The sequence below is a fragment of the Rhodococcus sp. NPDC006774 genome, from assembly GCF_040636045.1.
Taxonomy (GTDB): Bacteria; Actinomycetota; Actinomycetes; order Mycobacteriales; family Mycobacteriaceae; genus Rhodococcoides.
The window spans coordinates 81,499-102,118 of record NZ_JBEYIW010000010.1; the positions used below are offsets into that span (position 1 = coordinate 81,499).

At 61.9% G+C, this 20,620-nt stretch carries 16 protein-coding genes; 7 read left to right on the forward strand and 9 right to left on the reverse strand.

Annotated elements, in window-relative coordinates; translation table 11 throughout:
* Positions 1-10: 10 nt before the first annotated feature.
* The gene (locus ABZ677_RS16685; protein WP_358371172.1) at positions 11-628 is read right to left on the reverse strand and encodes a TetR/AcrR family transcriptional regulator; all 618 of its coding nucleotides are present in this window, start codon (positions 626-628) and stop codon (positions 11-13) included.
* Between the two features lie 123 nt (positions 629-751).
* Here ABZ677_RS16685 and ABZ677_RS16690 point away from each other — a divergent pair, with 123 nt between their 5' ends.
* On the forward strand, positions 752-1,942 hold the full coding sequence (locus tag ABZ677_RS16690; RefSeq protein ID WP_358371175.1) for an MFS transporter: 1,191 nt from the start codon (positions 752-754) through the stop codon (positions 1,940-1,942).
* 49 nt (positions 1,943-1,991) lie between these two features.
* On the opposite strand, the gene ABZ677_RS16695 is transcribed toward ABZ677_RS16690, so the two are convergent.
* The 5 genes from ABZ677_RS16695 to ABZ677_RS16715 all read right to left on the reverse strand — a co-directional run bounded on the left by ABZ677_RS16695 (position 1,992) and on the right by ABZ677_RS16715 (position 7,104).
* The gene (locus tag ABZ677_RS16695) at positions 1,992-3,788 is read right to left on the reverse strand and encodes an alpha/beta hydrolase (RefSeq protein WP_358371178.1); all 1,797 of its coding nucleotides are present in this window, start codon (positions 3,786-3,788) and stop codon (positions 1,992-1,994) included.
* Complete coding sequence (locus ABZ677_RS16700; RefSeq protein WP_358371181.1) at positions 3,755-4,198, reverse strand: hypothetical protein; 444 nt, start codon at positions 4,196-4,198, stop codon at positions 3,755-3,757. Before ABZ677_RS16700 ends, ABZ677_RS16695 begins: the two co-directional genes overlap by 34 nt.
* Positions 4,195-5,115 (reverse strand): hypothetical protein, encoded by a 921-nt coding sequence (locus ABZ677_RS16705; RefSeq protein ID WP_358371184.1) that lies wholly within the window; start codon positions 5,113-5,115, stop codon positions 4,195-4,197. The genes ABZ677_RS16700 and ABZ677_RS16705 overlap by 4 nt, the downstream gene beginning before the upstream one ends.
* 815 nt (positions 5,116-5,930) lie before the next feature.
* Positions 5,931-6,314, reverse strand: a complete 384-nt coding sequence (locus ABZ677_RS16710; protein ID WP_358371187.1) for a serine/threonine protein kinase — start codon at positions 6,312-6,314, stop codon at positions 5,931-5,933.
* A 301-nt stretch (positions 6,315-6,615) separates the two neighbouring features.
* Positions 6,616-7,104 carry a hypothetical protein gene (locus tag ABZ677_RS16715; protein WP_358371190.1) on the reverse strand — a complete coding sequence of 163 codons (489 nt, stop codon included), beginning with the start codon at positions 7,102-7,104 and terminating at the stop codon, positions 6,616-6,618.
* 243 nt (positions 7,105-7,347) lie between these two features.
* On the opposite strand from ABZ677_RS16715, the gene ABZ677_RS16720 reads away from it, so the two are divergent.
* The 6 genes from ABZ677_RS16720 to ABZ677_RS16745 all read left to right on the forward strand — a co-directional run bounded on the left by ABZ677_RS16720 (position 7,348) and on the right by ABZ677_RS16745 (position 16,800).
* Positions 7,348-8,085, forward strand: coding sequence for an RDD family protein (locus ABZ677_RS16720; RefSeq protein WP_358371193.1), 738 nt, complete (start codon positions 7,348-7,350; stop codon positions 8,083-8,085).
* Between the two features lies 1 nt (position 8,086).
* Positions 8,087-12,532: an FtsK/SpoIIIE domain-containing protein gene (locus ABZ677_RS16725; protein ID WP_358371195.1), complete on the forward strand. Its 4,446-nt coding sequence runs from the start codon at positions 8,087-8,089 to the stop codon at positions 12,530-12,532.
* A 35-nt stretch (positions 12,533-12,567) separates the two neighbouring features.
* Positions 12,568-12,837, forward strand: a complete 270-nt coding sequence (locus tag ABZ677_RS16730; RefSeq protein ID WP_121873540.1) for a WXG100 family type VII secretion target — start codon at positions 12,568-12,570, stop codon at positions 12,835-12,837.
* Positions 12,838-13,074: 237 nt separating this feature from the next.
* Positions 13,075-13,872 carry a hypothetical protein gene (locus ABZ677_RS16735; protein ID WP_358371198.1) on the forward strand — a complete coding sequence of 266 codons (798 nt, stop codon included), beginning with the start codon at positions 13,075-13,077 and terminating at the stop codon, positions 13,870-13,872.
* Positions 13,873-13,932: 60 nt separating this feature from the next.
* Complete coding sequence (locus ABZ677_RS16740) at positions 13,933-15,453, forward strand: DUF6777 domain-containing protein (protein ID WP_358371201.1); 1,521 nt, start codon at positions 13,933-13,935, stop codon at positions 15,451-15,453.
* A gap of 282 nt (positions 15,454-15,735) precedes the next feature.
* The gene (locus ABZ677_RS16745) at positions 15,736-16,800 is read left to right on the forward strand and encodes a hypothetical protein (RefSeq protein ID WP_358371204.1); all 1,065 of its coding nucleotides are present in this window, start codon (positions 15,736-15,738) and stop codon (positions 16,798-16,800) included.
* Positions 16,801-16,868: 68 nt separating this feature from the next.
* Here ABZ677_RS16745 and ABZ677_RS16750 read toward each other — a convergent pair whose 3' ends face one another.
* From ABZ677_RS16750 to ABZ677_RS16760, 3 genes are all read right to left on the reverse strand, one after another.
* Positions 16,869-18,041, reverse strand: a complete 1,173-nt coding sequence (locus ABZ677_RS16750; protein WP_358371207.1) for a serine hydrolase domain-containing protein — start codon at positions 18,039-18,041, stop codon at positions 16,869-16,871.
* Between the two features lie 94 nt (positions 18,042-18,135).
* On the reverse strand, positions 18,136-19,167 hold the full coding sequence (locus ABZ677_RS16755) for a YncE family protein (RefSeq protein ID WP_358371210.1): 1,032 nt from the start codon (positions 19,165-19,167) through the stop codon (positions 18,136-18,138).
* A 173-nt stretch (positions 19,168-19,340) separates the two neighbouring features.
* Complete coding sequence (locus ABZ677_RS16760; RefSeq protein ID WP_358371213.1) at positions 19,341-20,588, reverse strand: acyltransferase; 1,248 nt, start codon at positions 20,586-20,588, stop codon at positions 19,341-19,343.
* Between the last annotated feature and the right edge of the window lie 32 nt (positions 20,589-20,620).

Below are 20,620 nucleotides of genomic sequence, written 5' to 3' on the forward strand. Positions count from 1 at the left end.
TTACCCGCCGTCATCGCGCTGTTGAATTGGGAACCGGCCCCAACGAAGCAAGCGTCATCTCTGCCACCTGTTCGAGTTGACGCCGCGTTGCGCCGTCCCGGGCGCGCTGGGACATGCCCTGAATGATCACGCCGATGAATTCCGCGACGTCGACGGGCTCCCATGACGGAGGCAGGATGCCGTCGGCGATGTTCTCGGAAATGCGTTCCGCAAGCAGGGACACGTTGGCATTGCGCATGTCCCGCAACCGACCTGCGATGCTTCGATTGGCGTCGGTGACGCCGACGGCCGAGCTGATGATCAGACAGCCGCCCGGACAGGACTCGTCCGTGTAGTGCAAGGCCGCGTCGTACAGCAGTCTCGAGATCAGCTTGGCCGCGTCGGACTCCTCGGCGAACGCACGCTCCATGAAGTCGCCTCGAGTGGCGAGATATCGCTCGATCGTGGCGAAGAACAACCCTTCCTTGCCACCGAATGCGCTGTAGAGACTGGGCGGATTGATGCCCATCGCACTGGTGAGCATCGAGACCGAGGTGCCCTCGTATCCGTGTTCCCAGAAGGCGAACATCGCCTGATCCAGCGCTGAGTCGACGTCGAACTTGCGCCCTTGTCCTCGCACTCCGGCCATCGGCCCTCCACATCTCGATCCGTTCTCGCAACTGTGATTCATCGTACTCCTGTAGCGATCATTAAACGAATCGCTTAGCCTTCGACTGAAGGTTCAGTTCTCGATGGAACGAAGGGGTAGAGAATGGTCACCGAGACACGCAACACATCGCACGCGGTCAACGCGAACGCCGCCATTGTCTGGATGCTCCTCGCAGTGTTCGGGGTGGGAACCGTCGAATACCTCGTCGCCGGAGTCCTTCCGGACATTTCCTCCGAGGTCGGCGTCGGGAATTCGACTGCGGGCCTGCTGATCACGATCTATGCCGTCACGGTCGTCATCGGCGGTCCGCTGCTCACCATCGCCACCACCCGGGTTCCCCGAACACCGCTCATCTCCGCAATGATGGCCTTGTTCCTCGTCGGCAACATCGGAACCGCATTGGCCCCGAATTTTGCGACCCTGGTGATATTCCGCGTCATCACTGCGCTCCCCCACGCCACGTTCTTCGCGCTGTGCCTGGTGTTGGCAACGTCGTTGGTGGAGCCGGAGTTTCAGGGCCGAGTGATCGCGCGCGTGACGCTCGGCCTCAACCTCGCGACCGTCCTCGGAGTTCCGCTGGGAACCCTGATCGGCTCGCAACTCGGCTGGCGCTGGTCGTTCGCCATCGTCGCGCTCTTCCAACTGTTCGTCACCGCCGCTCTGATCGCCTCGACCCGACGCGCATCACCGTCACATCAGATCGGCAGTGTCACTTCGGAACTGAGTGTGTTCACCCGAGGTCCGGTGTTGTGGGCCATCGGCCTCACCGCGCTGAGCCAGGCCGCCCTGTTCGTGGTGTTCACCTACATCTCGCCGTATCTCACCGATCACGCCGGAATCTCCGCGTCCACCGTCACCATCGTGCTGTTCGTCTTCGGCGTCGGCTCCGTCGTCGGCAACCAGCTCGGCGGCTACTTCGCGGACAAGGCCCTGGACACGACGCTCTACACAGCGTTGATGGCACTCGCGGGCGCGCTCGTCGTCCTGTTCCTCTTCGGTGGCACAGCGTGGTTCGCCTTCGTGTGGATGTTCGTCCTCGGTGCGGCGGGCTTTTCGATCATCCCGCCACTGGCCTCGAAATTGATCGGCGCGGCCAGTGAAGCACCCCACCTCGCGGCCACCGTCAACATCGCCGGGTTCCAACTCGCGAACGCGGCGGGTGCTTGGATCGGATCGATAGCGTTGTCCGGTGGCAGCAGCGTCTCGGTCCTGCCTGCCATCGGAGCGATGCTCGCCGCCGGTGCGGTGGTGTTGCTCTTCGTCAGTCGCCACATGCCCCGAGTGGCTGATTGAGCTGGCCACATCGCGATGATGGCCGAGTCGCCGGTCTGCGAGATCGCATTCACGACCCATTCCCTGTTGCCGCGAACCATGCCTTCACTACCGCCGTTACCGTCGGCTCGGGAAACCACTCGTTCGATTCACCCAGACCACCCATTCGAACGGTCCACACACGCCGAGAAGTGTCGACAACCGGCACATCTTGCTCGGAGAGAACGAAATTCGTGCCATCGCAACTATAGGCACCGTTGAGGCCGTCGTCTCGACCTGGCCACGCTCCCCCGTTTCGCACTCGACACATGGTCCCGTCCGCCAACTCCAGCCCCCAGGGCGATCCATCGAGCGGAGGAGAGACTGTGGCCAGGGGTTCCACCGAGCGGGCACGCCGAAGCTCTCGGTCCCATGGAGATCCGGCGCACAGAAGATTCGGTCCGCCGACCTCGTAGCAGATATCGGCCCCGGAAGCCGTCGGTGAGCAACGGTGAATTCCATCATCGATTGCCGCGATAGATGCGGCGTAACAGTCGACTTCAGCGGAATCACCGACAATGCGGTAGCCCTCTGCGGGATTGCCGTCCGTGTTCACCGCGACCTCTTCGACGATCTGGGTCGGTGCAAGATCTTGAATTCGCCCAACGATGTCGTCATTGACAACTGCGGTCGTCACCACCGACAGCTCCAACGTTCGCATCAAGTTCGAGTGATAACACGCGCCCCCGAACGACGCGAAGGGTTGGTCCGGCACCTCATCGAGTGGAATCACCTCGGCAAGGAGTCCCACAGTGTCTCTGGTTCCTTGCTTCACATTCAGTTGATAGTTGCATTTCACGCGGTCCGATCCGGTCGAACCCTCCACAGCAGACCCAGTGGTGACGATGAGGTCACCTGGCTCACCCTGCACTGTCTTGACTGGAACGCCGAACCAGGACCGCTCCGTTATATCGAACCGAGCATCCCCCGCCAGGGCATGAACGTCTACACCGGCCGGCCACGATGCGAGCCTGTCCAATTCGCGTGAACCCACGCGGAGTGCCTTGCCTGCTTCACCGTCGAAGGCTCCGTACGGCGTTGCGCAGATGCCCGCGTCGTTCATGGAGATCGTGCTGGATTCTGCGCACGAGGCAAGAAGGACCCGAAGCACCGTGGCAGTTGCGACACCAGTGGTGCCACCCAGCGAGAGAGCCTTGGTTCCAGCATCGACACCGACTGCGGCGACCAACGCCGCAAGGGACCCGGCATTCGGTGTCCCATAGGTCACAACGGAACTGACTTTCGATGCTCGAGCCTTGTCCGATCCCAGCGCAAATCTCGTCGCGAGCCCGCCCATGGAATGCGCGATCACGATGACCTTCTCGCCGCCGGAAGACTCGTAAAGGCAGTCGATAGCGTGCCCAAGAGCTGGGCCGATACCCTCATCGTCGACCCACCGCCCAGACCGATCGTGATAGTCGAACGTGAACGACGCGACACCTGGAATTGTCTGCAGCTGTCCGATCAGAGATCGTCGTGCTTCCGCAGAACCCACGCGGCTCCTGGTCAAGTCGATGGGCTTCGAAAACGCACCTTCACGGCTGCTGTCGTGCGTCGCCTTACCGACCCACCCGTGTACGAAGAGAACCGGCACCCATTTCCCGCGTCCGTCTCGCGTCGGCTCTATCGCTGCACCGTTGCGGTGCGTATCCGTCGGCAGTACCTCTGCGAATTCAGCTCCGGCGCAACCCCATTCCACCGGTGTTGCAGGCTGCTGCGCTTCCGACGCAGGTGCCAGGAATACCGAGACCAGCACCACACAGGCGAGAACGGCCGTTGCCCGAAGCAGCACCGTCAACGAATTCCTATGGTCGACAGCACTTTCCATTCGTCACCCTCCTTCACCATCACTGCGAGGTAGTCTGTGGCTGTCCCGTCCCCTTGGGTCACGGTCACCTGGATCACTCCGCCCCCGATTCCGTCGGGCACCCAGGTCTCTCGCACAGCGTCGAACGCAGTCGCCGGGTCGATCACCGACGCCGGATCCGCCTCGAGATCGGCCTGCGCTTGTTCGGCGACGATTGCGGCTGGATCATCGGAGATCGACTCGACAGCAGCCACCACGTCGTCTGCCTGCGTAGCCCAATCCTCGACCGGTTCGGGTGCATCGCCTTGGCGGGCGTGCAGGATCACCGTGATCACCGCTACGAACAGAGCGATCTGCACCAGTGCCGCGACGCCGACAGCAACGATGAGCTTCCCTCGCCGACGTCGACGCGGCTGTGGTAGTTCCGTCATGCGCACGCTCCATAGGGCAGAGAATTGGTGTTGCTGCCCAACATCTCTGCGACTGCATCGAGCATGACAGTTCCGTCGTCGAACGATCCCGAATCAGGTTCGGCAGCGATTGCCACAGCCGTAAATCCGTCGGCGACGCCGAAGATGCCCAACTGACGGACCAAATAGCTTCCGTCTTCTCCGGGTCCCCATCCACCTTTGAAAGCCGCGCCGGGGATACGTCCGAGTCCCCACGACTGGTCCGAGGAAATCTGTTGCATCAAATCCACGATCGAAGCTCCGAAGTCCAGACATTGCAGCTTCGAGGTGAACTGCGCCTGGTGGGCCAACGACCAGTCTGTCTGCCCGAATGATGTGTAACCAGAACGAATTCGTTCCTCCTGCACGCCGGTGGAAGGGTCACCACCATCGAGCAGTACTTGTTCGACGGCGTCCGCCGCGGCCGGCGCGTCACCCAGGCTCGTCCAGAGATCCTCCGCTGCGGCATTGTCCGAATAGACAATCGCCGATGTCGCAGAGGGCAACTCGGCCGATCCACTCGAACGCATTGCGGCCAAAGCGAGCGGGACCTTGATTGTCGACCAGGCAACCCCTGACGACCAATCGCCGAGAACCTGAACCTGGCCACCGCCGACCGGCATGTATGCCAGTCCGAGTCGACCGGGATGAGCCGTTGCGACAGTGGCGAACTCATCACGTATTACTTGCGCTCCGCTGGCAGGTAGCGGTAGGTCGATACGCGGTTCCGCGGGAACCAAGGGTGGAGTCGAATCGACAACGGCGTCGGGTGCACGTTCCGCGACCGCATTTCCCTCCACCGTGCTCGTTGGAATCGTGCACCCGGTGAGCGACAGTACGACCACCGCGGCCATGATGCCGACCATCCTCGTCGACGACGATCGATGTCTAGTAGACATACACGACCGCGTTGTCACCGCCGGTGCACGTGATCAGACCTCCCACCGGCGAACAGTTCATCGCATATGACCTACCGGTAACGGGACTGGTCGCGTTGACCGTTCGAGCGGCCCCGGCCTGTCCACCGCCCGCGTAGGCCACTCGTACTGCTTCCGCGAACGGGCATGACGTGATCGTCGTCCCCGCTGCTGACGACATGTATTCGCCTACCGGCCCGAACGCCGCTGGGCATATTTGCGCATTCGACGGCGGCGCAACAGAAGCAGATGCCGTGGACCGGGAGGGTGTCGTCGCTCTGGGTGTCACCTCTACCGAGGCCGAAGGTATCGGATTTGCCGTAGTCGTCGGTCGAGCAGACTCATCGGCGGAGTTGCCTTGGAGTAAGAACCAGCCGCCGACGCCGAGAGCAGCCAGAAGGAGTGCCACCACGGCGACAATTGCCGCGATCAAGCCACCGTTTCGACCACCACCTGGAGCAGGTGGACGAGGGGCTTTCGGGGGCGGACCATACGGCGCGCGAATCGAATTCGGCGAATAGCCGCTATTCGACGGGTATGGCGGAGGCTGCGGAATGGGGCGTCCAGGCGGAGGCGGAACGTTGGGTGCCGAGGATGGACGGTAGGGATATTGCCCTGGACCCTGGCCGTAAGGCCCGGTTGCGTTCATGAAGCCTCCACACTCTCACGAGATGCGCTTTTCGACGAGAGCACCGGCCGACTATGCCACCGTCAAGGGCGGCCGCGCTATCGATCGAACAACCGACAGTTGCGTCCCTCGAAGAGAAATTCGTGCGTGGCTGTCGTTCACCAGGAGATCAGCAGGAAATGATCGCAGTCGGGTCCGTGGTCAGGTCCAGCCACTTTCCGTAGGAACCGACCGGAGCTGCGTCGACAGCCGCACAGATGGATTGCGTCGTCGATCCCGCCGGTCGATAGACCGCATAGATTGCGTTGCCCGCGTCGGACCGTTGGCGTAACGATGGACACGAACTATCGGTGCGTAGATAGGAGGCTCCCGGGTTCGCGGACAAAGCGGCCGAGATCTCCTGGGTGTACGACGCCGGATCAACGGCCGACTGAATCACCACGATCCCGGTTCCGTCGCACGAGGGCACCGTGATGGGAACGCCGAGTCCGAGGTCACCGCGGCCCGGTTGCGCCGAAACACTCGGGACGGACGCGGATGGGGCAGTCGGCATCTGCTCCACGCTCGGTGCCACCCTCGGGGTTTTTGGCGAAGGTGCCGAATTGACTCGCACCGTCGGTGTCGCTGTTTCATCGGCGGCCGACGCCAGCCCATTTGTTTCGTCGCCGAGAAAGCGGAAGACCGCGAATACGAAGCCACCGACCAGGATAATTGCGGCCAGGGCCGCGACGAGAACGAGGACAATAGTGCGTTTTCGGCTACCTTGCTGATTCACGAGACCAAGAATGCCATCGAGCCGCCCGAAAAGCGGGTGAACGCCCATGCGTCCACCCGCAGTGGCGAGTGCGTGGTGTCTATCCCGCCGAACCGGTGGTCGATGACCCGGTAGGGCCTCCGATCGCCGCGGAGCCGGTATCGACCGCTGCTGGAATGAACGAAGCAGGTCCGATCAGGACGTCCTTGGTCGCGGTGAATGAGGTTCCAGCAGTGCGGCTCACGGTCGCCGTGATCTGGTACTTGCCGTCGAAAGGCACCTCTATGGTCGTTCCCGGGTTCGACGTGTTGCATCGCCCGCTGGACTCGTTGACACCGATGATGCCGAAATACCCACGAACAGTGATCGTCGTCTTGCAGCCGATTCCTATCAGCTCCTTACCCTGTGACCACGGTTCGATGTACAGCGCGAACTGGGTTGGCTTGAAGAGATTTCCTTCGTACACGTCGGGGGCGATCTCGTCGTAGCTCCACGTGCTCAGTTCGATGTAGTCGATTGGCGTGTATTCCGCTGATGCGGGCGGCGCTGACACGATCAGCACTGCTGCACTGGCCAGTCCAGCAAACAAGGACCTACGGAAACAAGTCGGTGTCTTCACGCATTCTCCAAAGTAAAGGCCTCATGTAAGGCGCTCGCCAATTCTCGAACCAGATACTTCACTGCAGCTATGGAATCCGCAGTACCTCAATCGGATGAACCTCGGCCCGATTTGTACTGTCGTTCGTTCGAGCGACTGTGAAAGTGCCGAAAGCTTCGTACGATACGGATTTCATGGCAGTCCGCCGTGTCTGTTCGTTCGAGAGGCCTCGTGGTGACTAGCTCCGAAGTCTGCGTGCGGTGCGGTTCTGGGCTATCCCCCGGCGCACCGTTCTGTGCGGTGTGCGGCGGGGCGGTATCCAACCGAGCGGTTGCCCCGTCCACCCTCGCCAAGGCCGCAACGTCGCCGTTGCAGGTCGATCCGGTCAGTCCTGGGGCCCGGGTACTTCCCGCATCCAGGGGCCTGCGGGTCGTCTCCACGGTGATCGATTGCGGCGCTGTCGCGCTCGGCCCCTTCGCGTTCACCATGCTCGGTCTCGCACTCGCCAACGGTGCCGTTGCATTGGTGGTCGGATCGATATCCGCTGTGTGCACATGGATTTGGCTCGTCGTATGGAACGGAGTTCGCGGTGTCTCTTTCGGCAAGGCCGCCCTCGGTCTGCGTCTCGCCGATTCTGCCACCACCCGACCTGCAGGTATCGCTGCCGCTGCGGCTCGAAGCCTGGTGTTCCTGGCCATTCCCTGGCTGTGCGCGCTGAGCACAGCCTTCGACTCCTCGGGGCTGCGAAGAGGTTGGCACGACCGTGTCGCACGGACGGCCGTCATCGACGTCGTCAAGGGCCTGAATCCGATGGGACCTCAGGTCGTGACGACCGCCTTCCGCAAACCCGACCGCGGAACGCTCGCCGTGGCTTCTCCGGTACCCGTCGGGCCCATGTCGACGGCTCCTGTCGCACCTCCTCCTCCTCCTCCTCCGCCGCCACCGTTCGACACCGTTGCGATGAGTTCATGACATGCACCTGAGACTGATTCTGCGACGGCCGTCAGGACATACCGTCGACCTGTCGATGGTCGCCGACGCCACCGCGACCGTTGGGGACATGGCGCGAGCACTGGCCGACGGCGACCCGAAAAGTTCGATCCCCTCGACGCCCGACCTCACATTGACTGTCGAGCAGTCGGCGTTCGAGTCCGCAGTGGACGGTCGCCAGTTGGACCCTGGGGTCAATCTCGTCGAATCCGGGGTGCGATCCGGCTCGACGGTGACGGTGGGGACCTACAACGGCCGCGATGCGGTAAGCCGTCGCGGACGAGCCATAGCGATGCTTCGAGTGTTGTCCGGCCCGGATGCCGGACGCGAGTTCCTTCTACCCGAGGGTGCCAGCACCATCGGCTCGTCTTCGAAAGCCGACATCTCCCTCACCGACAGCACAGTGCTGGGTTCACATGCCCTCATCCTCGTCGGAGAGAGTATCGAGATCGTCGATCGTACCGAGACCGGTGCTGGTGTTCACATGGGCGGCAACTGGATCGAGCGCACCTACATCGGCGGGTCCGATGTCGTCGGCCTCGGTGACACGACCATCGCGGTCTTTCACACGGTACGTGCACGGACCGACTCCGCAGACAGCCCAGCGATGGAGTTCAATCGATCACCGAGGGTGATAAGGCGTTTCGACGGCCGGTCATTCGAGGCGCCGCAGCCACCGAAACGGCTCGATCCCAATCGTTTTCCGATCATTTCCATGTTGGCACCGCTGATCCTCGGTATCGCACTGTTCGCCTTCACACGCAATGCCCTCACCGTCGTCTTCGTTGCTCTGAGCCCCTTGCTCATGATCGGCATGTACATCGACACCGCGCTGCAGAACAAACGCAAGCAGCGCGAGGCCATCGCACAATTCGCATCGGGACTGCGAAATACCGCGGCCGATATGCATTCTGCCCAGGCCGTGGAACGCGCAGTGCGCCTCGGGGAGACCCCATCGGTATCCGACTCCGTCGAAGCCGTGCACCTACTGGGCACTCTGCTCTGGACCCACCGACCAGAGCACTCCGGGTTTCTTACTGTCCGAATGGGATTGGGAGATGCGCCGTCTCGGAGCGCGCTCGAACTGCCCAGCCGAGGCGAATCGCTGCCGGAGTACTGGCGGCAGCTCGAAGAGATGCGTGACGAGTTCTCCACGATCACCGATGTACCGATCGTCGCCGACCTCCGTTCCAGCGGATCGTTGGGAGTGTGCGGACCGAGAGGAGTCGTGGACGGGGTTGCACGTGGACTTGTCATTCAGCTGGTGGGATTGCACTCGCCGGCCGAACTCACGATCGCCGCCGTTGCGTCGTCCGCGACGCGCGCGTCATGGAGCTGGCTCGAATGGCTCCCGCACAGCGGCCCGACCTACAGCCCCCTGGCCGGCGACCTGTTCGCCGATTCCACCGAAGGTGGTACTTCCTTGGTGGCTCGTCTGGAGGACCTCGTTCGCGAGCGACTGGACGCGTCGGAGGTTCGTACCGGCCCCAGAAAGTCATTGGACACCGAGCAAGACGGAAGACCGACCCTCGGCAAGGCCGATCCGATCCTTCCCGTCGTCGTGGTGGTGGTCGAGGACGACGCTCCCGTCGATCGATCACGGCTGACCAGACTCGCCGAGCGTGGGCCCGACGTCAACGTCCACCTCATTTGGGTAGCAACACAATTGACGAGCGTACCCGCGGCGTGCAGGTCCTTCCTGCTCGTCGAGACGAACACATCCGGTTCGACGGCGGGTGAAGTACGCGTCGGAAAGCACACCTTCCCCGTGGCAAGTGAAACCGTCGACCTGCCGGACGCCCGCCAGATCGCGCTGTTGCTCGCGCCTGTCGTCGATGTCGGAGTGTCCGTCGAAGACGAGACCGACCTGCCACGCTCGGTCTCCTTCCTCGATCTGGACGATTTCTCGATCACCTCGGATCCAACGAAGCTCGTTCGACGTTGGGAACGGAACAACTCCATCCTGAAGCGTTCCGGGCCGCCCCCTCCTCGACGGACGTCGGATAATTCGTTACGGGCTCTCGTCGGATCGCGCGGTGTCGACACATTCCATCTGGACCTGCGCGAGCACGGGCCGCATGCTCTGGTCGGTGGTACGACGGGTTCTGGCAAGAGCGAGTTCCTCCAGGCCTGGATTCTCGGCATGGCCGCAGAGCACAGTCCGGACCGCGTCTCGTTTCTGTTCGTCGATTACAAGGGTGGAACGGCGTTCGCCGACTGCGTCGACCTACCCCACTCGGTCGGACTCGTCACCGACCTTTCCCCTCACCTCGTCAGGCGAGCGCTGATCTCGCTTCGAGCCGAGATCGGTTATCGCGAAAGGCTACTCAATCGCAAACGTGAGAAGGATCTTCTTTCGCTCGAGCGTTCGCAGGACCCGGAGACTCCGCCTTCGCTGGTGATCATCGTCGACGAGTTCGCAGCGTTGGCCAAGGAGATACCCGAGTTCGTCGACGGTGTCGTCGACATCGCTCAACGAGGACGTTCGCTAGGACTGCACCTGATTCTCGCGACTCAACGCCCAGCCGGTGTCATCAAGGACAACCTTCGGGCGAACACCAATCTTCGCGTGGCACTGCGGATGGCGGACGAGGACGATTCGGTCGATGTGCTCGGGTCCAAGGATGCCGCCTACTTCTCACCCAGCTTGCCCGGCCGCGCAACAGCCAAGGTCGGGCCGGGTCGGTTGACGACTTTCCAAACCGCATACACCGGTGGTTGGACGGTCGGTTCGGATACGCAAACGCCTATCGACATCACCGAGATGAACTTCGGCGACGGGAAGCCCTGGGAAACACCCATTCCGATAGTTGCTGCGCGATCGCAGGACACCGACATGATGCGGGTTGTTCGCTCGATCGCTCGTGCCGCCGAGCTGGCGGAGGTACCGAATCCACGAGTGCCGTGGCTCCCCGAGCTCAAACGGGCATACGACATGGTGACTCGGCCGAGCGCTTCACTGGGTGGGTACCCACTGGGCGTCGCCGACGACCCCGCCACCCAAAGCCAGCCACCAGTCTGCTTCGATCCGGACAGAGACGGAAACTTCGCTGTGTTCGGCACTGGCGGATCGGGCAAGTCGACGGTCCTGCGTACCGTCGCCACCGCTGCCGTCCTGGCTGCGAGCGAGCAGGGGCCGGTCGAGGTATACGGGATCGACTTCGGCTCGGGCGGACTGCGGATGCTCGACACTCTCCCCGAGGTCGGGGCGATAGTCGGCGATGACGACGAACTCCTGGGACGTCTGATGCGGCGGCTCACCGGTCTCGTCGACAGTCGCTCCGAGGACTACTCGCGAGTGAACGCCTCCAGCATCGTCGACTATCGCAGCATCGCGCGGCGGCCGGACGAGCCGCGCATCCTGTTGTTGGTGGACGGTATCGGCGCGTTTCGAGATGCGTACGAATCGTCGCCGTTGTCCCCGTGGTTCGCGATGCTCAACCAGATCGCCACTGACGGCCGAGCCGTCGGGGTACATCTGATCGTGTCGGCCGACCGTCCCAATGCTGTTCCCACATCGCTCGGTTCGACCATTCAACGTCGTCTCGTTCTACGCATGGCCTCCGAGGACGATTATCTCCTACTAGGTGCGCCGAAGGACGTCCTCGACCGCGTATCGCCGCCCGGACGAGGGATTGTGGACGATCGGGAAGTGCAGATCTCGGTGCTCGGCGGTGACCCCAATGTCGAGACCCAGTTCCGCGTACTGACCGAGCTCGCAGATGCGTCGCGGGCAGCAGGTGTCCACCGTACTGCCGCTGTGGAACGCCTCTCCGATGACGTTGCCTCGCGCTCCCTGCCCAACGAGGTCGGAGGCAAGCCATCGATCGGCATCGGCTACGCAGATCTCGCGCCGGTGGGATTCGACCCGCGCGGCTTGCTCATGGTCGCGGGCCCACCGTTCAGCGGGCGCTCGACGGCGCTCGTGACCTTGGCGCAGTCCGTTGTGCGTGCAGAATCCGAGGTCCGGACGTTCTATCTCTCACCACGTGCCAGTGGCACCGAATCCGAGGACGTGTGGGATTCCGCGGCAGTCGGGCTGGAGGCGGTGTCGACGTTGCTGCTCGAGATCATCGAGCGATGCGAATCCCACGACGCGCCACGCATGCTGGTTGTCGTCGAGTCGTTGAGCGAGTTCACCGACTCGGTGGTTCAACCGGACCTCGAACGGATGATCAAGTGTGTCGACGCTGCGGATGGCCTCATCGTCGGCGAGTCGGAGATCTCCACCTGGCAGAGTGCCTACGCGCTCGGCGGCCCCTTCCGGTCCGGTCGTCGAGGACTCCTGTTGTGTCCCAGTGACATCGACGGCGAGAGCCTTCTCAGCACGCCGCTGGGCTCAAGGCAACGTGGCGCACAACCACCTGGCCGAGGATTCCTGATTGCGCAAGGTAAGGCGGTGAAGCTACAGCTTGCGCGTCCGAACTGACTATCACGAAAAACAACGAACGAATGGAGAAGCCGATGGCATTCTGGGGACAAGACGTCGAGCAGGTTCAGCAGCTTTCGCGTGAACTGAACAACAAGGCGAACGAAATTCAGGGCGTGCTGACGCGACTGACAAGTCAGCTCAACGGCGTTCAGTGGAAGGGTCCGGACGCCGATCGATTCCGCTCCGAATGGCAGGGCACGCACACCGCGCAGCTCAAGGCTGTCGTCAATGCACTGCAGCAGGCATCGCAGACAGCAAGTCGCAATGCGCAGCAGCAACAGCAGACCAGCAGCAGCTCGTAGAACCTCGATACCGACAAGGAGCAGATTGTGGCCGAATACGGGGCAGACGTCCACGAGCTTCGCACACTGGCGAAGCAGTTCACCGACATCGCCAGCACCCTGGAGGAGACCATCCGCTCCTTGTCGGTCCGAATCTCCAATTCCAATGCATGGCGCGGTCCCGACGCGGACCGCTTCAGATCGCAGTGGAACACGACGGACACCGCACGATTGAGGTCGACGAGCCAAGCCATCACTGTGGCAGCCGATACGTTGCGACGCAACGCATCCGAACAGGAGTCGACGAGTGCAGCGGCAACGGGCACCACAGTCGCGACGGGTTTGACGGTCTGCTCCGAACCGCGTGTCAGCACCAGCAGTTTGTACACGCGGATCCGATCCGACGAAGACAAGAACAACGATGGAATGACAATCGACAAAGTCGTCGGTTCCGATGGGATCGAGCGATATGTCGTGTACCTCGACGGAACGGGGGGTGCAGGCGACGTGTGGAACGCGGGCAATCGCCTGAGCGCATACGCAAACGGCTACAAGATTTTGGGTATCAACGATCCATACATCACGGAACGGATGTCGAAGATCCCATCAGGTGCCGAAGTGATGCTGGTCGGATACAGCCAGGGTGGAATCGACGCTCAAAACATCGCCGCGTCTGGCAAATTCAACGTCACTGACGTCGTGACCTTCGGATCACCAAAGGTCCCCAATTCAGATCCTGCTTCGCGCGGGGTGAACGTACTTCAACTCGAGGCCTACTTCGACCTGGTCCCCCGAAGCGATGCCGTCGCGGCCCATCCTGCTCGGATCGTTCGCAGCGCGCTGTTCGACGCAGCCGCCGGAGCTCTCGACCCCAATCGTGGCACCACGGAACACTTTTTCGGCGTGGGCGAGGGTAGGAATCCAGGAGAAATTCACGAAGATCAAGCCAGTTACGAGTCTGTGGGCCGACAGTTCGACAACTCGACCGACCCGCGATTCGACACGATCAGGCAAAGCATGGCGCGGTATCACGGCACCGTGACGAGACAAGATTGACGACCGGCCTCCCGACCGACACCTCGAGACTGAACTACTTGCAATGACATGGAGCACAACGTGACCACCGGACCCGACTCTTCGACCTGGCAGGATCCCAATCCTGATGCCGGAAAGCGTGACACCTCACGCACCATTCTGGGCGCTACCGCTGCGGCGTTGTCGATGGTGGTGGTGAGCGCCCTTGCCGTGACCGTTCTGGTCACTGGAGGGTCGTCGGCATCGACCAATGACATTGCACTTCAGTCGGCCGAGTCGATCGGTCCTGGACCGTTCACTCCATCGGTCGCTCTGGCCAGCCGTCCGTTGTCCGACCTGTCGAGCGATGAGATGCTCGCGCAGCTCGCCGGATCGTTGACCACCAATTCCAACGGCGGGTCGACCGTAGTGGGAACCACGCCGGGCCTCTACGGCGGAACCAACGACGACGCTTCCTGCGACGCTGCTGCGTTGGCCAACTACCTGTCCGAAGACCGTGCAAAGTCCGAGGCGTGGGCGTCCGCGTTCGGGATCCCGACCGAGGCCATTCCGTTCTACCTCGACACTTTGACGCCGGTTTCTCTGACGACCGATCTGAGAGTCACCAACTACAGCTTCTCCGACGGTCGAGCAACCCCGTTCCAGTCGGTTCTTCAGGCGGGTACCGCCGTCATGGTCGACGCCGCTGGTGTTCCTCGTATCCGTTGCAATTGCGGAAATCCACTCGGCCCCCCGGCAAGTGAACCGTTGTCCGGCTATCAGCCGACCGGGGACAGGTGGCCGTCCTACCGCGAACAGAACGTCGTTTCCGTCGACTACGCCACGCAACCCGCCGCAGGTGAACCAATCCCTGTGACACCGAACAACTCAACGGTCGATCAATTCACTTTGGTCGATCTGGACACGCTGAAGCCACTGCTGAGATCGGTCGGCAGAACGATCGATACCTCCACACTGCAACGTCCCGCTACTCCGCTTCCTGATCCGCGGAGTATGAATTTGCCACTCGTACCGGCTTCGAGCAGCACCAGCGACGGGCCCACGGAGTCGACCACAGTGAGTACGAGCCCGGCCCCTGGTTTCGAGAAGCCGACGCCATCAGCCACGATAACCAGTCGCCCTTCGGCTCCCCCTCGACCGGCGCCTAGCTTGCGCGAGCCGAGCGCCACCACTCCAGCTCCGCTCGAGAACGCAGCTGCAATAGAGCCTTCGCAAGTTCCTGCAGTCGTCTCGGCACCGCCGTCCCCTTCCTCGCCCGCTGTCCCGAGCTCGACCGCTGCACCGACAACACCACCGACAACCACTGCAGCAACGCCCGTGCCGAAGACCACCTTCACAGGCGAGGCGTCGACCACCATTTCGGAGTTCGTGCTGGCCGGCGCGGTTCGCTGCTCAGTCGTCGGTACCGAAGGTGAAGCAGCAGAGCAGAAGTCGATAGTCGAATGCTCGAACAAGACCAAGCACCTCATCACAACGTCGGATCTGACCGCGCAAAAAGTCCTCGAGGCCACGAAAGACGGGCTCTGGACCATCCGCCTCGACACCAATACCGAATCGATGCCCGTGGTAAGTGCCACCTACCGTGAAGAGGACCAGAATTAAATGCGCCGCAGTACTATTGCCTTGATAGTCGTCACTTCGAGTTTGTCGATGGCCTCCTGCTCCGCTGATACCCCACCAACCAATGTCAGTTCGCAGCTGGCACAGCAAACCTCTCAGGCCGTATCGACTCCCGCCGGCACATCCACGACAGCACGCACAACCGTGCCGACGACGGAGACAGCCGACGTACCCCAGACACTCGACTGGAACACCGGACAGGCCTTCGAGTCATCGGGCGCACTGCTTACCGGATTGAACGGCGGAGCTCCAGCCTATGCGCCTGTGGACACTTTGAAGCTCGCCGACGTTCCCTCCCCCGTAGTTCCCGGCGGAGATGAATTGCGTGACCACTGGACGACGACTGCTGGAACAGGAAGCAACGACCTCACGATCGTCCACCTGGTTCAGACTCGGACACCGTCATCCGGCCTGACTGCCGAGCAATTCCACACGTCGCTACAGGTATTCGACCCATCGTCCTCCGTCCCGTCCGTTCATCTAGCGCTCCCGCAGATCGACTTGGAAGCCCTGGTCGTGGAGACGTTCTTCGGTACCAACAGCGGAACGGTTGTTCTCGCGACGCGCGCGGACAGTTTCGGAAGGTGCGAAAACGACTGCACGGTCACCGTAATAGATCCCGGGGCGGAGGCAGTGCTGCCGTCCATCAAGGGCTCGGTAGTCAGCGCCCACGATGATCGCCTCGTGATCAACCAACAGTCACCCGCAGGCAAGGACTGCCCGCAACTTGCCGCATTCACAGCGTCGACGATGACACCGCTCTGGACGCTGGATCCAAGCGCACAAGAGGGCCGCACCAAATGTCGGGCGGCCTATCAGATCGGCAGCTCCGCAGAGTCCGCACAGGATGCGCCGCTATTGGCGGTCGAACTCAGAAGCTACAGTGAGCCCCTACAGACTGTGGTGATAGACAGCGCCTCCGGACAACTAGCGCGAGCACCGTTTCTTTTCGCCTCGAGTGTCGCCGTAGATCCGATTTCGGACTATCTTCTCGTCAACGTCAGTACAGAAGGCGGAACCAACACGATCGAGATATACGAGATAGGCAGCTGGAACCTGATCTACGAGGTCACGAAAGACCAGTTCTACGACCTCAATCTGGACCTGAACCAAACCAGCCTCATCGGCGGGCATCTATACGCTAAAACCAATGACGGAAACCCGGTGATCGACATCGTGAGTAAGAAAACGCTGTCGGAGAATTACACCACCCGGCCAGTTCGTGTTGTGGGACAGCGATGGGCCTTCACCAACGAGTACAGCAGCGCCGATGGAACCGACCTGGCGTATCCCCTGCCGAATGGTGTGTACTCAGGACCGTGGTTCTGAGCTTTGATCCACCGCTCGATCTGATGAGCTCTGGTCGATGGCCGATCGGTCACCTTCCTTCGACCCGATCATCTTTCGCCGCTGTGCAATCGTTGCAGGACACCCATCGCGATTTCGTTGGCCGGCCGACCGCCGGCGGGGCCGTCGCGCACATTGCACAGCACCACAATCGTGGTGTCGCTCACTGGATCGTGGCCCATGAAGGATTGGAAGCCGGGAATGGCACCGTCATGTCCGATCAACGGACCGTATGCCTGCCAGGCAAGCCCGTAGTCGCCGGGACTCGGATTGTCGGGCTTGAGCGTCACACTACCGATTCGTCGAGATTGAAGATCGTTGCCCAACAATCCTTCTCCACGGACAAGAGCCCGACCGTACGTCGCGATATCGGCGGCCGTCGAGATCGCCCCGCCAGCCGCCCAGATCCACGACGGATTGAGGTCGGTGACGTCGTTGGGGACCAACACTCCGTTTCGAGCATTGTCGACCTGGGCCGAGGACAGCTTCACCGAGATTCGGGCGGACTCGTTCGTGCCGAACAGGTACCCATGCGGGTGCGGGTCAGGCAACTCGGCGTCGTCCGATGCCGGGAAGCTCGTGTCGTCCAGTCCGAGAGGCTCGAATATCCGGTCGGCCAGAACATTGCGAAGATCGGCACCGAGGATCGACTCGACGATGGTGGCGAGCAGAACGGTATTGGTGTTCGTGTAGCGAAACTCCTGCCGAGGCTGTGAATACGGAGCTCCGGCAAACCCGATCGCCAGCAACTCTTCCGGGTCCCATACCCGACCGGGATTTTCATCGAGGACAGTGTTGAAATAGCTGTTCTCGGTATAACTGTAGAGGCCGCTTTGCATGTCGAGAAGGTCTTCGATGGTGATGGAGTCACCGTTGGGCACGTCGGAGCGAAAATTCGACACAGGGTCGGTGAGAGCGAGAGCACCCGATTCGACCAGTTGCAAGACCACCGTGCCAACCATTGTCTTCGTGACAGAACCGACCCGGAAATGATCACCGACAGTAACCGGGTCGTCTCGTCCTACCGTTCGCGTTCCGTATGCGTTCTGCCACAACATGTTCTTCTCTTGCACCAGGACGACCGCCCCCGGTACGGCAAGTTGATCCATGGTGGCATGCACGACGGGGTCGACCAACGCCGCCAAGTCCGTTTGCGGCACTTGCGGCGACACCGAGGCCGAGGTCGCCACATCGACTCCCCCGCCGACATCGGAAGTGGCCACATCGACCGAATGTGCGCAACTCGAAAGCAGCAGCGCTGCAACGCCGACGGCGACTGCTCGTCGCACGGCGCACGGCGCACACCATGATCACCTGTCAGAATCCGATGGCAGAGAGTGTCGCGTCCTTGAAGTTGGTCACAAACAGCATCTCGCCATCGGAATCTACAGCGATGCCGTGCGGATTGGTGCCGACCACGATGCCTGACTCGATGGAATTGGAACGCCCGTTAAGAACTGTGACGGTGTTTGAACCGTGATCGGCGACGAACACGGTGGAGCTGTTGGAGTCCACCGCCACCCCGACCGGCGACACACCTGCGAGAACTGTTGTCACCACCGATCTGGACACCGTATCGACCACCGAAAGGGTGTTGTCGGCATGGTTGGTGACGTATGCCCGTTCCATCGCCGGATCGATTGCCACGCCCCACGGTTCGGCACCGACCGGGATGGTGGCCACCACAGTGCGGCGTGCCGCGTCGATCACCGACACCGAACGATCCCCGGCATTGGTGACATAGATCGACCCCGAATTCGGCTCCGAAGCAATGCCATACGGTTTGGCACCCACTCTGACGGTCGCCGTCACCGCGTTGGTTCGACCGTCGATCACCGACACCGTGCCCTCGTCGAAGTTCGAGACGAACACGGCGTTGGTGGCATCGTCCGCGGCAATGGCGTATGGGCCGTTCCCCACGGCAACCACAGCCTCGATCGCGTTGGATTGCGCATCGATCACGGTCACCGACCGACCGTTGGCGTCACTCACGTAGACCGCATCGTTCTGCGTGCTGTATGCCACGCCTGCGGGCTTGCTACCGACAGGGACACTCGCCCGCGTCACTCCCGTTGTCGTATCGACCACCGATACGGTTCCGTTGTCCGAGTTGGTGACGTAGGCGGTAGCGGCGGAGGGGTCGAGGGCGACTGCCCATGGGCTCGCCCCGACGGGCGATGTCAATGTCCGGGAAACAGATTGCGCGGAGTCCGATGCACCGGTCGGGCTCGACGAATCCGACTCCTCTGTACTCTCGCTCGCGGTCGTGCCCTCACCGGACTCGCGTCCGAGCAGATACCACGCCCCCGTTCCTGTGGCCCCGAGCACGAGCAGAGCAGCAAAGACCACCAGCACGATCGCTACGGCTGATCGCCGCCGTGGTGGCTGATCGGTGGAACCGGACGATGGTGCTCCAGGCGGTCGACTCGGACCGGTGGGCGGCGGCATCGGGGACACGGCCGGCGGTGCGTTGCGTACGCGCCGGGAAGGCGGAGGCGGCGGTATCGGCGGCCGGTTGTCGGTCATCGACGAACTCCAGCCGGGCTTCCGGAGGCATCCTGGACGCTCGATTCGAGAGACTGCGATTCGGTTGTCGTCGACGCACGTCGACGGGCGAACCTGCGCATCAACGGTTGATCGACGCCACTGTAGATCAGCTGCGCTGCTGCGATCGACACCACGAGGCTGACCAACGCCCAGAACAACCATCCCGCGAAGTCGAAGGCATTGCCGCCGATGAACAGTCGCGTGATGATGACCATCACCGGAAATTGGATCATGTAGAACGCATACGAGATATCGCCCAGCCACACCATGGGCCGCGTCGAATTCAACCCACGAACACCGTCGAGATCTCTGGCGGCCAAGGTGGCGACTACGGCGGCGACAGGAACCACGAGAAGTGCAGACATCTTGAAGTTGACCGGAACGACCCACGTCGCAGAAAAAGCAAGCGCCAGAGCGAGAAGCGGTGGTGTCAGGCGAATGTTGCGCCAGCGGCCCTCGATGACCAGCCGCGCGGCCAGAACCCCGAGAAAGAACTCGGGAAGACGCGAGAGCGGAAAGGTGTAGCTCAGCCAGTACGAGGGAGAGACCGGGATGTCGTCCTGCGCGAACCACGCCGGAGAGGCGTGGATCTCGAACATGGGCGAAACATCTCCGGGGAGAAGCCTCGGGGCAAAGATGTTCGAGATTCCGCGTGGACCGTCGACGAAAACGAAGTACGACACGTGAATGGCCGCGATCATCAACACGAGAGCACCGAAAGCCCAATACAGACGGTCGGTTCCGATTCTTCGAAGTAGTGGCAACGCCAACGGGAAGCAGGCATAGAACAGAATCTCGGCACACAGGGACCACGACGGGACGTTCAATCCCCCCACCATCGTCCACTTCGGCACCCACGTGTGGACCAACAGCAGATTAGGGACCCACACCACCGCTCTGGACAGAGGGACCGAGGCGGAGACCACGAATACAAGGGCAGCGACGATGTGCGTCGGGTAGATCTTCAACGCCCGCCGCCAGTAGAACTGGCGTATAGACGAACCGGGCCGAAACGACCAATAGATGACGAACCCCGAGAGCACGAAGAAGAAGGTCACTCCGGCAGCACCGAGCTGCATGGGTACGAAGCTGTGAATCGTCTCGAAGGTCGAAGACTTCTGAAATGGATACACCGGCAGGAACACCAGCGCGTGAAGTACGAAGACTGCGAACGCCGCCCACCACCGCGCACCTGTGAGCGAGGGCAGATCACGCCGCTTCACTACCTCCGAATCGAGGCCCGACACCATCTAGG

Coding starts and splice junctions, on each gene's coding strand:
- ABZ677_RS16685 (WP_358371172.1), bottom strand. CDS start 628: ATGGCCGGAGTGCGAGGACAAGGGCGCAAGTTCGACGTCGACTCAGCG.
- ABZ677_RS16690 (WP_358371175.1), top strand. CDS start 752: ATGGTCACCGAGACACGCAACACATCGCACGCGGTCAACGCGAACGCC.
- ABZ677_RS16695 (WP_358371178.1), bottom strand. CDS start 3,788: ATGGAAAGTGCTGTCGACCATAGGAATTCGTTGACGGTGCTGCTTCGG.
- ABZ677_RS16700 (WP_358371181.1), bottom strand. CDS start 4,198: ATGACGGAACTACCACAGCCGCGTCGACGTCGGCGAGGGAAGCTCATC.
- ABZ677_RS16705 (WP_358371184.1), bottom strand. CDS start 5,115: ATGTCTACTAGACATCGATCGTCGTCGACGAGGATGGTCGGCATCATG.
- ABZ677_RS16710 (WP_358371187.1), bottom strand. CDS start 6,314: ATGCCGACTGCCCCATCCGCGTCCGTCCCGAGTGTTTCGGCGCAACCG.
- ABZ677_RS16725 (WP_358371195.1), top strand. CDS start 8,087: ATGCACCTGAGACTGATTCTGCGACGGCCGTCAGGACATACCGTCGAC.
- ABZ677_RS16730 (WP_121873540.1), top strand. CDS start 12,568: ATGGCATTCTGGGGACAAGACGTCGAGCAGGTTCAGCAGCTTTCGCGT.